At 35.6% G+C, this 14,213-nt stretch carries 13 protein-coding genes; 2 read left to right on the plus strand and 11 right to left on the minus strand.

The features are described 5' to 3' along the window. Positions 1-46 precede the first annotated feature (46 nt). From OMO38_RS14890 to OMO38_RS14925, 8 genes are all read right to left on the minus strand, one after another. Positions 47-889 (minus strand): energy transducer TonB, encoded by an 843-nt coding sequence (locus OMO38_RS14890; protein ID WP_264750984.1) that lies wholly within the window; start codon positions 887-889, stop codon positions 47-49. Positions 890-913: 24 nt separating this feature from the next. Then, positions 914-1,483 (minus strand): ExbD/TolR family protein, encoded by a 570-nt coding sequence (locus OMO38_RS14895; RefSeq protein ID WP_264750985.1) that lies wholly within the window; start codon positions 1,481-1,483, stop codon positions 914-916. A 12-nt stretch (positions 1,484-1,495) separates the two neighbouring features. Then, entirely contained in the window at positions 1,496-2,104 is a 609-nt protein-coding gene (locus OMO38_RS14900) for an ExbD/TolR family protein (protein ID WP_264750986.1), read from the minus strand. A 61-nt stretch (positions 2,105-2,165) separates the two neighbouring features. Then, the gene (locus OMO38_RS14905) at positions 2,166-3,029 is read right to left on the minus strand and encodes a MotA/TolQ/ExbB proton channel family protein (protein WP_263003821.1); all 864 of its coding nucleotides are present in this window, start codon (positions 3,027-3,029) and stop codon (positions 2,166-2,168) included. 239 nt (positions 3,030-3,268) lie between these two features. Continuing rightward, on the minus strand, positions 3,269-6,082 hold the full coding sequence (gene leuS, locus OMO38_RS14910; protein WP_264750987.1) for a leucine--tRNA ligase: 2,814 nt from the start codon (positions 6,080-6,082) through the stop codon (positions 3,269-3,271). 147 nt (positions 6,083-6,229) lie between these two features. Then, positions 6,230-7,843, minus strand: coding sequence for a DUF1501 domain-containing protein (locus OMO38_RS14915; RefSeq protein ID WP_264750988.1), 1,614 nt, complete (start codon positions 7,841-7,843; stop codon positions 6,230-6,232). 2 nt (positions 7,844-7,845) lie between these two features. Beyond that, a complete protein-coding gene (locus OMO38_RS14920) occupies positions 7,846-9,477 on the minus strand; it encodes a DUF1800 domain-containing protein (RefSeq protein WP_264750989.1) in 1,632 nt (543 codons plus the stop codon). Between the two features lie 281 nt (positions 9,478-9,758). Then, entirely contained in the window at positions 9,759-10,232 is a 474-nt protein-coding gene (locus OMO38_RS14925; protein WP_264750990.1) for a lipocalin-like domain-containing protein, read from the minus strand. Positions 10,233-10,378: 146 nt separating this feature from the next. On the opposite strand from OMO38_RS14925, the gene OMO38_RS14930 reads away from it, so the two are divergent. Together OMO38_RS14930 and OMO38_RS14935 are read left to right on the plus strand one after the other, a co-directional pair. Then, the gene (locus OMO38_RS14930) at positions 10,379-11,131 is read left to right on the plus strand and encodes a glycosyltransferase family 2 protein (protein ID WP_264750991.1); all 753 of its coding nucleotides are present in this window, start codon (positions 10,379-10,381) and stop codon (positions 11,129-11,131) included. Further along, a complete protein-coding gene (locus OMO38_RS14935; protein ID WP_264750992.1) occupies positions 11,131-11,757 on the plus strand; it encodes a deoxyuridine 5'-triphosphate nucleotidohydrolase in 627 nt (208 codons plus the stop codon). Before OMO38_RS14930 ends, OMO38_RS14935 begins: the two co-directional genes overlap by 1 nt. Here OMO38_RS14935 and OMO38_RS14940 read toward each other — a convergent pair. Genes OMO38_RS14940 through OMO38_RS14950 form a run of 3 tightly spaced genes read right to left on the minus strand, consistent with a single transcriptional unit; the run spans position 11,749 to position 14,198 of the window. Then, entirely contained in the window at positions 11,749-12,987 is a 1,239-nt protein-coding gene (locus OMO38_RS14940) for a 3-deoxy-D-manno-octulosonic acid transferase (RefSeq protein ID WP_264750993.1), read from the minus strand. The genes OMO38_RS14935 and OMO38_RS14940 overlap by 9 nt on opposite strands. Before the next feature lie 8 nt (positions 12,988-12,995). Next, a complete protein-coding gene (locus tag OMO38_RS14945) occupies positions 12,996-13,463 on the minus strand; it encodes a DUF1648 domain-containing protein (protein WP_264750994.1) in 468 nt (155 codons plus the stop codon). An 18-nt stretch (positions 13,464-13,481) separates the two neighbouring features. Further along, positions 13,482-14,198 carry a C40 family peptidase gene (locus OMO38_RS14950; protein ID WP_264750995.1) on the minus strand — a complete coding sequence of 239 codons (717 nt, stop codon included), beginning with the start codon at positions 14,196-14,198 and terminating at the stop codon, positions 13,482-13,484. Positions 14,199-14,213: the final 15 nt, after the last annotated feature.

Here is a 14,213-nt window from a genome sequence, read left to right on the forward strand (position 1 = left end):
AAGAGAAGCATAAGCTTCTCTTTTTTAATAGTATTTAAGATAAATATTAACCTTCAAAATTCATTGTTAATGGTAATCTAAATCTGTAACGTACAGATTGACCATTGATTTTTGCAGGGGTCCATTTATTTTTAATTGACTTAATAGTTCTAACCGCTTCAGAATTAAAATCTGAGTTCTTACCGTTAGCTTTAATGTCTGTAATTGATCCATCTCTTTCTACTACGAAAGTGATTTCTGTTTTTACAGTACCTTCATCACCGTTCATCGCTGAACCGTCGAAGTTACCAGAAACTTTATTTCTGAATGCATTAATACCTCCAGGGAATTCTGCTGTCTGCTCAACCTCACTATAAACCTGAGTATCACTTACCTGAGGCTTAACTTCAGCTGTAGAAGCCTTAGTACCTGTAGATGGTGGCGGTGGTGGTGGAGTATATGCAGGAGCTTTCACCCCTTCCTGAGCTACTAAACCAGTTTGAGTTTCCAACTGCTTAGAAATTGGCGGCGGTGGAGTTTCAATTTTTGGAGCTTTCACCGGTTCCGGAACTACGTTCTGAATAACCTCAATCTTCTCTTCCTCTTTTGGAGGAGGTGGCGGTGGTGGTTCATCTGGCTTCACCTCTTCTATAATGGGATCATCTTCCAAAATTTCCACTAGATCTGCGCTAACCTCTTGTGGAGGTGGTTCATTCATCTTTTGGATAGTAAGATATATAAAAGGGCTTAAAGCAGCTAGTAAGAATAATGATGTACCAATGATAAAAGACTTGGTCAGTAATCTAGGATACTGAGTTCTGATATCATATGCACCATAACTTTTATTTCTATTTTCAAATACAATTTCATCTAATGAAAGATTCTGACTGTATACATTTTCATCTGCCATTGTAATTCAAATTTAATGGTTAAATTACTTTGTTGCAGGAGCAGCACCAGCTGGATTTCCTACTTTTCTGTCATAAATAGCTTTTTCCCAAGGCTTAAGATCAGTAACACCGTACTGTTCACTTTTGGTAATTGCCATTTCGTCAAGAATGTCTACAAAGTTCTTATACACTGCATCGTCAGTCGGTTTGATAATTACTGTAAATTTAGTTTTATCAGCCGCACCTCTCTTTGCTTGCTCAATGATCTTTCTTATTCCTTCTCTGTCAAAGCTAGTTTCATTAAGATTCTGATCAGTTAAAGATGTATTATCCTGCTGATGCCAAAAAATCTTATTGTCTTTACCTAATAATAAAGAGATTGAATTGGAAAGTTTAATTTCTGTTGGTGGTGGTTTCGGAGTATTTTCTTTCGGTTTCGCCGGAAGACCCAAATCCATAACATTCGGTTTAGAGAATGTGGTTGTGAACATAAAGAAGGTAATCAATAGAAAACCCAAGTCCACCATCGGAGTCATATCGACTCTGGTACTCTGTTTCTTGGAACGTACCTTGCCGCCTTTGGCGCCTTTTTCCTGTACTTGTACTTCTGCCATTTCTAAATGATATTATTCATTAGGTTTACCTTCTTGTGACGTTATCAACCAAAATTTAAGAAAATCGATATCTCTTAAACCCTCAAATAAACTTTTAACTTTAGGGTATCCAGTGGTAACGTCACCCTTAACTGCTAATTTGTAGTCAGGATTAACGCTTAAACTTTGTTCTACCCAGTCAACTAATTGTTTATTAGTACTATCCATAGGAATCCCAGTAGGACTCTTGAAATTCTTCTGCGCATCTTCCGGCAAATCAAGATAGCTTTTCAGCTGATTCATAGGAACCCCAATTGCCTGAACTCTTTGAAACGCAACTTTTTGTTTATTGTCAAAAGTAACACCGTACTTTTTTCCCATTTTATCTAAAAGCTGTACTCTCTCTGAACCGTTATCAACAGGCTGGAAATAAAATTTTCCGTCTGGTGTAGCGTTGATAGTCATTAAACTAGCATCAGGAAGTAATTTTTCTGAGATCGAAGATGGCGGCTTAATCTGCTCCACGTCAGGTTTTTTAAACTGAGTGGTCAATATAAAGAACGTAAGTAGTAGGAATGCAACGTCACACATTGCCGTCATATCCGTAACTACTCCATGTCTTTTTGGTTTGACTCTCGCCATTATTTTATTTATTTTTAATTAAACTTCTATTTTACAATGCAAATATCTTGCTACAAAATTCTTAGTTGAATTCTGCGAAAGACTGCTGGATGCTCATAGCGATCTCATCGATCTTGTAAGTCAATCCGTCAATTTTAGATGTAAAGAAGTTGTAAAGCATAATCGCAATTGCAGAAGTACCAATACCTAAAGCTGTGTTGATCAATGCTTCAGAGATACCTGTAGAAAGTGCAGCAGCATCAGGAGTACCACCTCCAGAACCTAATGCAAAGAACGCTTTGATCATCCCGATTACCGTTCCAAGTAGTGCGATCAATGTAGCAACTGTACCTAGAGTAGAAAGAATCATCATGTTTTTCTCAAGCATTGGCATTTCAAGAGTAGTAGCCTCTTCGATAGCTTTGTTCAAAGCAACCATTTTTTGCTCTTTGTTTAAAGTAGTGTCATTAGAAAGTGCCTTGTAAGTTGTAAGACCTTCTTTTACTACATTACCTACAGAACCTTCCTGTCTGTCACACTCTTCTAAAGCTTCGTCAACTCTGTTTTGGTTTAGTAAGCTTCTTACTTTTACTACGAAATTATCTAAGTTACCTTTTCCAGCAGCTTTGCTAAGAATAAAATATCTTTCGAAAGAGAAAACGATTACAGTGATCATGAAAGTAATCAAGATCGGTACAATGATTCCCCCTTTGTAGATAATTCCCAAAAACGACTCTGGGTGAATGTCTTTTCCTTCAACACTTGAAAAAGCAACAGAACCACTTCCTAGTTTGTCTGCATCTTTAAAGTTACCTGGGCTACCAAGAACAAATAAATAAATACAAATCCCTATAACTAATAGAATAGGAATAATTACAGCTGGATTAAGACCCCCTGCTTTTTTAGCAACTACTTGCTCATCATTTTTTGAAACATTCATTTCCATATTTAACTAAATTATATTGTTTAAAAATTTTAAAGTTGTAAAATAAAGGCAAAATTACTTAAAATGCAATAGTCTTAAATAAACATTTTGTCTTTTTTTGATAAAGAAAATTTACTACGATTCCGATATTGTAATTATATCTAAAAATTTTACTGATTTTTATCATAAACCGAAAATACTTTAAAAAATCATAAAAATTAACGGTTATTTTTTTTGAAATTACCAATGTTAAATTTAAATTAAATTACAATATTTACGATCTTTTTTGGTACTACAATAATCTTTTTAGGAGTATTACCATCCAAAATTTCTTTCATTTTCTCATTTTGAAGCACTAAAACCTCTACCTCCTGTGCAGAAAGTTGAGCCGAAAGAGAAATTTTAAATTTCATCTTACCATTCACACTTACCGGATAGTTAATTTCGTCTTCAATCAAATATTCTTCGTTAAGTTCCGGGAAGTTTTCAAATTCAATCGACTCGCTGTGACCAAGCAAATTCCATACCTCTTCACAGATGTGTGGAGCATACGGGGAAATGATAACGGCCAAAGGTTCTAAAATATTGCGTTTGTTGCATTTTATTTTCTGTAACTCGTTGACAGCAATCATAAATGATGAAACTGAAGTATTGAAAGAAAAATTTTCAATATCATAAACCACCTTCTTTATTAAGGTATGCAATATTTTGTATTCATCTTTTGTAGGCTCTTCATCAGAAACTTCGAAAACATCTCCATTGAAATATAAATTCCAGAATTTTTTCAGGAAACCGTAAACGCCACTTAGTCCCTGCGTATTCCAAGGCTTGGATTGTTCTAATGGCCCTAAGAACATTTCATACAATCTCAGACCGTCTGCTCCATACTCTTCGCAAATATCATCCGGGTTGACAACATTGTATTTTGACTTGGACATTTTTTCTACTTCACGGCCTGTGATGTATTTTCCATCTTCCAAAATAAATTCAGCGTCAGCATAATCCGGTCTCCAGGATTTGAAAGCTTCCGTATCTAATTCGTCAGATGTTCCTTTTAATAATGATACATCAACGTGAATAGCCTGCGTCTGATATTCCTTTGCCAAATTTTTAGAAACATATTGATTGGTTCCTTCTACTCTGTATGCAAAAGCACTCATCCCCAAAATCATTCCCTGGTTAATCAGCTTCTGGAAAGGCTCATCATTTTTTATGTATCCTCTGTCTTTTAAAAACATATTCCAAAAACGGGAATACAATAAGTGACCTGTTGCGTGCTCGCTACCACCGATGTATAAATCAACCTGTCCCCAATAATCTGATAATTCTTTTTTCGAAAAAACCTCATCGTTATTCGGATCCATGTATCTGAGGAAATACCATGAGCTTCCCGCCCAACCCGGCATTGTAGATAATTCTAAAGGAAATACAGTTTGATCATCAATTAAATCTGTAGCCACCACTTTTTGGTTTGCTTCATCCCACGCAAAAGTTTTTGAATTCCCCAGTGGCGGATCTCCATCTTCAGTCGGTAAATATTTTTCAACTTCAGGAAGTTCCAAAGGCAAGGCAGAAGATGGCAAAGTATAAGGCATTCCATCCTTATAATATACAGGAACCGGCTCGCCCCAATATCTCTGTCTCGAGAAAATAGCGTCACGCTGTCTGTAATTTGTTGTTCCGTGACCAATTTCTCTGTTTTCGATTTCAGAAATTATTTTTGATTTTGCATCATTGTAATTTAAACCATCTAAAAATTCAGAATTTACACAGACAGAATCTTTAGAATCAAAGGATTTCTCCTGAATGTCTTCTTCAGTTTCTACAACCTTTATAATTTCTAAATTAAATTTCTTTGCAAAACGGTGATCACGCTCGTCGTGTGCAGGAACAGCCATCACAGCTCCTGTCCCATAACCCATCAATACGTAATCTGAAATATAGATCGGCATCTTTTTTCCGCTAAACGGATTGACTGCATAAGTTCCGGTAAAAGCACCACTCACGTTTTTCACGTCAGCCATTCTATCACGTTCAGTTTTCTTTGAAGTTTCTTCAATATAAGAATCAACCTCAGCTTTCTGTTCCGGTGTTGTAATATTTTCTACCAAAGGATTTTCAGGAGCCAACACCATAAATGTTGCACCGAAAATAGTATCAGGTCTTGTTGTGAAAACCTCGATAATTTCTTCGTGATTTTCTACATTAAACTTAACCTGCGCTCCCTGAGATTTTCCAATCCAATATTCCTGAGAATCTTTTAAGGGTTGCGGCCAGTCTAATGTTTTAAGACCTTGTAATAATCTTTCAGAGTACGCAGAAATTCTCATGCTCCACTGCATCATTTTCTTCTGAAAAACAGGAAAACCTCCTCTTTCAGATTTCCCGTCTTTGATTTCGTCGTTAGCTAAAACGGTCCCTAAAGCAGGACACCAGTTCACCGTAGTTTCTGCTCTGTAAGAGAGACGGTAATTTAGTAAGATATCTTCTTTATCAATTTCTGAAGCAGTCTTCCATTCTTCTGCTGTGAAATTTAATTCATCGTTCTGATTGGCATGCAGACCTTCTGTCCCCTTTTCTTCAAAATGTTTGATTAAAGTTTCAATGGATTCTGCTTTGTTCGTATCTTTATTATACCAGGAATGAAATAATTCGATAAAGATCCACTGAGTCCACTTGTAATACGATGCGTCAGAGGTTCTCACTTCTCTGCTCCAGTCGAATGAGAAACCAATTTTTCTTAACTGCTCTTCGTATCTGGTAATATTCTGTTCGGTTGTCACTGCAGGATGCTGACCTGTTTGTATTGCATATTGCTCAGCCGGCAAACCAAAACTGTCATAGCCTACAGGATGCAGAACATTAAAGCCCTGATGTCTTTTATATCTCGCATAGATATCTGATGCAATATATCCTAATGGATGTCCTACATGTAGCCCTGCTCCCGAAGGATACGGAAACATGTCGAGCACGTAAAATTTAGGTTTATCTGTTTTATCGGAAGTCTTATAGGTCTGATTGTCTTCCCAATATTTCTGCCACTTTTTTTCTATCTGCTGATGGTCGTAGAACATTCTTTTAAGTATATATTATAATGATTTCACAAATTTAGTGTTTTTTATAAAAAAAATCTGGACTTAAATAACAGTCCAGAAGTAAATTTAACGTAAAAAATTAGAATTTCGATATCACGAGAATCATTTATAATTCTCAATCACGGTTTATTTTGAAATAATTACTTTGGAGGATAATATTTGACCATCATTATTAATATTTAAAATATAGTTTCCATTGGTAAGATTTCCAACATAGATATTGGCTTTTCCATTTAGAAATAATTTAGATTCAGAATATATTCTTCTGCCGGAAACATCAAATACAATAATTTCAGCTGTTTTATTAAAGTTTGAAATCTCAATGTTTATATAATCTGTGGCAGGATTTGGATAAATCTTAATCTGTTTTACAGATGCCGTTTCTGAAGTCCCCAAAGCAGCACAAACTGTTGAAGCAACACTGGTAGATTTTACCAAATTAACCTTGGTACCCGGAGTTACAAAACTTTGCAGTTCTGCAGAGGCAATCAACCCAGAATCTGCACCAAGCCAATCCTGCATTAGTGAGGCAAAGATCTGTCGGTAATCATATCTTCTCTGGCTTTGATTGTAGTAATAGCTTGTCGCATTTGTAAACAGTGGATGATCTCCCATAATACCGCCCGCAATATTTGTCCCAACAATAAAAAATGGTGCGAGATCTCCATGATCTGTTCCCAGGCTGGCGTTTTCTCTTACCTGTCTTCCAAATTCACTGAAAGAAACTGTCAGTATTTTATTGCCAATTCCAAGTGCTTCAATATCGGTCTGAAAGGCTGAAATTGAATTGGAAATATCTCCCAATAAATTAGCATGATTTCCCAACTGTGTACTTCCTGACTGAATTTGATTGACGTGCGTATCAAATCCTCCTAAATTTACCTGAAAAATCTTCGTTTTACTGCCACCTTTTATTAATCTGGCTACTACTTTCAGCTGTTTCCCCAAACTTGAATTTGGATAAGTGACTGTAGAGTTATTTCCCGCGTTAAAGACCTGCATCACACGATTGTAATAACTGTCCATACTTGTAGCAACGCCTTTTATGTAGTTCAGAAGATCATTATACTCCGAATTGGTAGGAATCGTGAGCGTATTAAAAAGTGTAGTCTGAAAACCTGTCAGATTATATTCAATATTCTTTTCTACTGTATGTTCGTAAAAAAGACAGGGATTTAAATTCCCCAGCTGAATTGCGAGCGGATCCGGACTTTGGGTTGTAGGATTGCCTGCAAGACCCGGATAAAGTCCGCCCAAGTATCTTCCAAAGATTCCATCTAAAAGATCCTGATTATTTGATCCGTCTTTCCCGGAAAACATTAAATTTTCTGATCTGAAATGTGAATAGTTAGGATTAGGATAGCCAACACCATTCATTAAAGTCAGCTTCCCGGAATCGTAAAGCGACTTAAAACCTGTCATTGACGGATGTAAACCCACCTGCTTGGTAGAAGCAACCGTGTTATCCAAATTAATATATGAGCCCGAACCGATATTGGCTATCTTAATATTGGGTCGAAGATTGGCATACGTATCATATTGACTTACGGGAATCACAGTATTTAATCCATCATTAGCTCCGGCCATCCGAAGAATTACCAATACTCTGTCATTGACTGCATCACAATTAACATTGAAATCCAGAAACTGATTTAAAAATCTTGTTGGCATTCCGTTGAGCAAAAAAGGTGTACCCACTCCTGCCAAAGACGCCATCTGTAAAAATTTTCTTCTGTTCATAATTACATTACTTGAAATTCTGGAGATTTTATAAGCGCTTTAACCAAACGATCAATTGGAATTTTTACATTGGCAGCCGTACCGGTATTAACGAAATTATTCCACTCACTGAGCCAGTTTGTAAGACTGAGACCTCCCAAAAACACAGTTTTAAAATGGTTTAATCGGTCTGCGGGAGGAGAATCTACAAAAAGGAGTTCACAAAAATTTAAAACCAGGACATCACCATTACCAGGATTTTGAAAATACCCGCTGTCTTTTACAAAATTAGGCAGATTTAATTTAAATAGAAATCCGTTTTGTGTATTGCCATTAATCAAAACATCGATAGAATTGTTGTATCTGATTCTCAGGGAAGATGTCGTAATCCAATTTTTATCATAATGTGGACTGCTTGAATATGCAGCGTACCCATTGACAGTCTGTGGTCTGAAGACCGGCATTCCCGTATTTTGAGAATAGTTGGCAAAAATTGCCAGATATCCGTGAAGCGCTTTTGGATTCGCAGCGTATGTAGGCATTGATAAATTTAACAGCGAAAACATATGGAAATAAAGTTCCAATGGATTTCTCACCAGAGAGCCAATCGTCTGATCCGCATAGATGGCATCTTCTTCATCATAAAAATGTTTACTGCACAGCAGTGTTTTTATAACAGGCAAAATTTGATAATTATTATTTTTTAATTGAGTTGCCAACGGTACAATAATATTATTCTCAATATCAGCTGTAATATTTCTTCCGACAAAATATCTGTACATTCTTCTGCAATACGCTTTAGCTGTTTCATCCTGATTGAAAACCATATTGATGAAATTCTGAAACTCTGTTTGGATAGCATCTACCGTCGTGCCGCCATTGATAACCGTGTTGAAAGCCGAACTGAAAGTTTTATTGGTTAAATCGTGTGTATTTACATTGATAAAACCCTGTGGAATCTTTGTAACGGGATCTACGTTATTAATTCTCGCCGTCTTATTAAGCTGTATTGATGAAGTAAGCGTAAAACCCGTAAGCACTTTAGCCGCCTGCTGCACATCAACCTCTGTATAATTTGTATAATTGCCGGTCGCAATTTGAGGACCTTTCAGAATGGTAAACAATTCTAAAAATTCACGGGCATAGTTTTGGTTTGGGCTGTTCTTCTGATTAACATTATTATTCAGGTAAGTAAGCATTCTTGGGTTGAGCGTAATCCGCATTGCAAGATCTTTTAAACTGCCATTGGCGTGATATCTTAAAAGTTCTTTGTAATCAAAATTTGTAAAAAAACTGGCATCATTATCTGTTACAAAAAGCAAGTGCAGCCAGTAAACAATCTTATACTGTGCAGATGGACTTTTCAGCGCCTGATACATCCACCAGTAATTATCATAAAGCACAGAATTTGCAGTATTTAAAGAATCGGTAATTGTAGGAACATAAAATGTAGGCACAATGGTTTCTCCATTATCGTTAAGAGGACTCGCGGGCGTAGGAGCATCAAAAATAAAAAGTTCTGTAATTGCCTGTTCAGGAGTTTTGAGCGCATACTCATTAATTCTTGCCTTCGTAATGTTGTACGTCATTCTGCGCAGGAGATGATAAGCATTCAGCGAACCTAAAGCTGTGGTTTTCGGTGTTAAACTGGACATGTGAATTGTATTACTCTATATCAAAATTAATGAATAATTTATAAGAAATACAGTTTTTACATAGCATAATTTCATACAATTATTAAAATATAATGGAAATACTGAATACCATTACGTTTTTTAATTACATAAATTTAATTCAGTAAAATATGCCGTCGCACTTATTTTATATAGCTAAAGCCATATCTTTACCATTGTCATGATACAATTTGAGTTTATTAAAAACAAAAAACTCCAGCAAGGCTGGAGTTTATAAAAATATATTTTAAATTATTTTCAACTTATGGGGCAACTCTTTTGAAAGTATAGGTTGTTGCTTTGTACAAATCCGGATCTGTATCATCCTCAATTTTTAAGTTTAACGTCTCAGCAGTAAGATCAACTATTTTCCCTTTTTCAGTTACTACGGTTCCCTGATACTTAATTTCGAAATTTTTCTCAGTTTTATTATAACTGTAGCTGAAGTTACGCTCAGAAATTGTTGAGCAAGTCAAAGGTGAACCTGCTTCGTCTTTATTTGTTCTTTTACCTGAATTATTTTCATTAAAAACCCAACGAGATTCCTGCTGACAAGTTGTGTATGTAATTTCGTCAGAAATCCCGACACCGTCAAGATCCACCTCAGTTCTTACTTCGGCTACGGGCTTCCACGTTCCTACAATCGGAAACTCCTGTACAGTCTCTTCGTCATCGTTACATGCGGTAGTAGCTACCATTAATGATAAACCTGCAAATAATAATGCTAATTTCTTCATAGATCAAATTTTTCAAGGCATAAAATTATGATTTTTTATTAAAATTCCACTATTTTTTTTGAATTTTGGAATCATAATTTACATTTTCTTAAAAATACCGCTTTTAAAGACCATTTCCAAAGCCTTATATTTGCAAAAAATACTGAATGCCTGAAGTTTCCATCATTACGCCGTGCTACAATTCTTCAAAATTTTTGGAAGAAACAATACTTTCTGTGCAAAATCAGACCTTTAAAGATTGGGAATGGCTGATAACCGATGACAAGTCTTCTGACAATTCGGTGGAAATTATTCAGAAACTGAATGATCCAAGAATTAAACTGACAGTTGCCGAAAAAAACGGAGGTGCAGGACACGCAAGAAATATTTCTTTAAAAAATGCCACCGGAAGATTTATTACATTTTTGGATGCAGATGATTTTTGGGAACCTGATTTTTTGGAGGAGATGGTTAATTTTATGAAAAAAGAAAATGCGGAAATTGCATACTCCAATTATGCACGATGCGATGAAAATTTAGTTCCTAAAATTGATGATTTTAAGGCAGATAAAGTTGTAACCTTTGATAATCTATTAAAAACCTGCAGATTATCTCTACTTTCATCAATGTACGATTCTAAGAGAGTTGGCGTAGAATATTTTCCTGAAGGAAGTAAAAGAGAAGATCATGTGATGTGGCTGAATTTGCTTAAGAAAATATCTGTGGGCAAACCACTTCCAAAGATGATGGCAAAATACCGAATGCATGCAACAAGCGTTTCACGAAAGAAGCAGAACATCGTAAAAGATCAGTATTTAGTCTACAAGGATTTCATGAAATTTTCAACCGTAAAATCTCTTTACTATACCGCCAACTGGGCGATCAATGGTTTTTTAAAATACTCTAAAATATTTAACTGATGGAATATTCAAAAGAATTTAAAGCTGCACTCAGCAATTTTTCGGCAATTGAAAAAGACCGTCTTATTTTCCGTTTGCTGAAAAAGGACAAATTACTGTCTAAAAAACTGTATTTTGAGCTGATAGACACTGAAACGACAGACCAAAAGCGAACTCAGATGGAAGAACAGATTGAGGAAAGAGTGCTTCTGGCTTCGAAATATATTGGAAATCCTAAATATTTTTTAGTTCTGATCAGAAAAATAAGTGCGGAAATAACAGAGCATGTGAAGATTACAACCGATAAATTTGGAGATATTTATCTGCAGCTGTTTTTGGTCAATCAAATTCTAGAAAACAACGACAAGCTTAACCATCAGAGATTTGACAATATTTATAAGCTTTATATTTATCTGATTAATAAACTTTTGAAAGCCATCATATCCATAAAAAAAATTGACGAAGATTACTGGATGGAACTGAATGAAATTTTAGAAAGTATAGAAACCAAAATCCACGAGAACAGGTATCTTGAAAAACTGTGTATCAATAACAGTTTTGACTTTGTTTGGCTTACGATTGATAAAATTCCGGACCACTTAGATTTAATGGTGAAAGATATTAAAAGCCAGGGATTTCTAAAGTGATAGAATTTTCTTTACGATTAATTCTGAAGAGTTAGGTTGTTCAGTTACAAAATTCCCAGCGTTGGCCGACATCGATGCTAATTCCTCTTCATTATTTAAAAGATTTAAAACAAATTCTGCAGCTTCATTTTCATGCTCAAAAGATTTTCCACCTCCGGCTGTAATTAAATTATCTGCTTCAGGGTTTTTCCGGTACTGATTTCCAAAAACTACGGGAGCACCAAATGTTGCTGCCTCGAGAATATTATGCAAGCCTGAATCGTGAAATCCACCGCCAACGACTGCAATGTCAGCATAAGAATAGAGTTTTGAAAGCAAACCAATGCTGTCGATGATAAGAGTGCGGGAGTTTGAGAGTTTGAGAGTTTGAGAATTTTTCAGGTCGCTGTAAAGAATTGCCTTTGGGAATATTTCTTTTAAATTATCTACTCTTTTTAAATCGTGAGGAGCGAGGATTAATTTTACCTTCTTATTTTTATCTGAAATTATCCTTGCTAATTTCTCTTCTGCCTGCCATGAACTTCCGAAGACAACAGTTTGCGCGTCACCAATAAATTCTTCAATGAAATCAATATGATTATCGCGAGCCTTCAACTGTTTTACACGGTCAAATCTTGTATCGCCCGTTACCGAAGCATTAACTAAACCTATGCTTTTAGCCAGCAGATAAGACTCTCTTGTCTGATGAAAAAACCAGTCGACATTCTTTTTCAACTGCTTTACAAACCATTTTCCGTAAGAGGTAAAGAAGGATTGGTTTTCATAAAACAATGCTGAAATAACAAACGTTTTTACCTTATTGTTTTTCAGTTCCTCTAGTAGATGATACCAATAGTCATACTTCACCGTAAAAAACAGTTCAACGTTTACATAAGAAATAAATTCTCTTACATTTCTCTTAGTATCAAAAGGAAGATAAAAGATTGCATCAGCAATATTTTTCTTCTTAATCACATTTTCATAACCTGAAGGTGAAAAAAAAGTGACCAAAATTTTATGAGTTGGGAACTCATTTTTAAGTTTTTCCAAAACAGGGAGACCCTGCTCGTATTCGCCCAAACTTGCAGCATGCATCCAAATAACTTTATCTGAAGCCGTGAAGGAAGATTTCACACGACTGAAAGATTCTCTTCGTCCTTCAATGCCTTTTTTAGTTTTATCATTAAATAACGAAAAAACTTTCATTCCGAAAATGAGAATGTGGATGAAAAGATTATATAGAAATGACATTTTAAAAATTATTTAAACTGAGCGCTGATAATAAAAACAGCTATTAGACTTCCAATGATGGACAATAATATGGTTGAAAAAGGAACCCTTGCTTTCGCATTTTCATCAAAAGCATATCTGAAAGTAAAATCCTGACTGTTCAGGAAAATGAGTATAACCAAAACCAGCAACCATCTTACAAAGAAATTCATGATAAAAAACTGCACATCACGGTTGGCATCTGTAATCTCGAAAGGAAAATTTGCAGATTCAGGAGAACGTATTAAAAAGAAGATTCCTATATAAAAAACTGAAACTAAAACTGGTGTGAAGAGATACCATTTTTTATTTCCAAAATTGTCGGCTTTGCCTTCGATATCAAAATGGGTGGGAATAATCTGCGGTAAAGCTTTGTAATTTTTCAAAGTAAACCACCAAAGAAAGATAATCAATCCAAGATTGAGAAGATCAAACACGACAAATAATGCATCTCCCATTGAATAAGCTATTTGAATTTATAAAACGTTTTTAATCACTCTCAATTTATGCGTATGCTTGTTCATTTCTTTATTAAAAATTCCCGTAGAATCCAGCGTATCGATTCTCACCTTTCCTGATGCGTGAATGATCTTTTGGTTTTCAAGCATAATTCCAACGTGAATAATTTTCCCTTCAGAATTTTCAAAAAAAGCAAGATCACCCGGCTGGCTTTCTTCTACAAAACTTAAAACTTCTCCCACTTCCGCCTGCTGATAAGTATCCCGTGGCATTTTCACATTGTGAATTTTATACACCAACTGTACAAAACCAGAACAGTCTACCGCAAAAAAACTTTTTCCGCCCCATAAATAAGGAACATTCCGAAATTCTTTAGCAGTCAAAGCTATACTTTCACGTAAGTCATGACTTCTCCGGGAAGCCACTGCAGGATATTCAACTTCAGAACCCATCGAAAGCAAAGCACGTCCGTCATTGGTCATTATCGACGAAAAATCTTCTGTAATCAAAGTTACTTTCCTGTTTGCCAAATGTTCTTCCGTAACATGTTTGATCTGTTTGGTATCCATCCAGCCTTCATATCCATCGTAGTGCATTTTTATTTTGGTCCAGTTTTTATTGACTTCCAAAATATCTGCACTTTCGCCAAACAATATTTCAGTAACAATTTCTGCTCTGTCAGAATTTTCCGCACGCACGGGCGCCACTGTCACCACACAAATTCCTTTGTCCATTTATTTATATTAAAA

Origin of the sequence: Chryseobacterium kimseyorum (assembly GCF_025971945.1) — a bacterium.
GTDB lineage: Bacteria > Bacteroidota > Bacteroidia > Flavobacteriales > Weeksellaceae > Chryseobacterium > Chryseobacterium kimseyorum.

Excerpts from the sequence above, each read along its gene's own strand:
- OMO38_RS14890 (WP_264750984.1), bottom strand. The coding sequence starts at position 889 with ATGGCAGATGAAAATGTATACAGTCAGAATCTTTCATTAGATGAAATT.
- OMO38_RS14895 (WP_264750985.1), bottom strand. The coding sequence starts at position 1,483 with ATGGCAGAAGTACAAGTACAGGAAAAAGGCGCCAAAGGCGGCAAGGTA.
- OMO38_RS14900 (WP_264750986.1), bottom strand. The coding sequence starts at position 2,104 with ATGGCGAGAGTCAAACCAAAAAGACATGGAGTAGTTACGGATATGACG.
- OMO38_RS14905 (WP_263003821.1), bottom strand. The coding sequence starts at position 3,029 with ATGGAAATGAATGTTTCAAAAAATGATGAGCAAGTAGTTGCTAAAAAA.
- leuS (WP_264750987.1), bottom strand. The coding sequence starts at position 6,082 with ATGTTCTACGACCATCAGCAGATAGAAAAAAAGTGGCAGAAATATTGG.
- OMO38_RS14915 (WP_264750988.1), bottom strand. The coding sequence starts at position 7,843 with ATGAACAGAAGAAAATTTTTACAGATGGCGTCTTTGGCAGGAGTGGGT.
- OMO38_RS14920 (WP_264750989.1), bottom strand. The coding sequence starts at position 9,477 with ATGTCCAGTTTAACACCGAAAACCACAGCTTTAGGTTCGCTGAATGCT.
- OMO38_RS14925 (WP_264750990.1), bottom strand. The coding sequence starts at position 10,232 with ATGAAGAAATTAGCATTATTATTTGCAGGTTTATCATTAATGGTAGCT.
- OMO38_RS14930 (WP_264750991.1), top strand. The coding sequence starts at position 10,379 with ATGCCTGAAGTTTCCATCATTACGCCGTGCTACAATTCTTCAAAATTT.
- OMO38_RS14935 (WP_264750992.1), top strand. The coding sequence starts at position 11,131 with ATGGAATATTCAAAAGAATTTAAAGCTGCACTCAGCAATTTTTCGGCA.
- OMO38_RS14940 (WP_264750993.1), bottom strand. The coding sequence starts at position 12,987 with ATGTCATTTCTATATAATCTTTTCATCCACATTCTCATTTTCGGAATG.
- OMO38_RS14945 (WP_264750994.1), bottom strand. The coding sequence starts at position 13,463 with ATGGGAGATGCATTATTTGTCGTGTTTGATCTTCTCAATCTTGGATTG.
- OMO38_RS14950 (WP_264750995.1), bottom strand. The coding sequence starts at position 14,198 with ATGGACAAAGGAATTTGTGTGGTGACAGTGGCGCCCGTGCGTGCGGAA.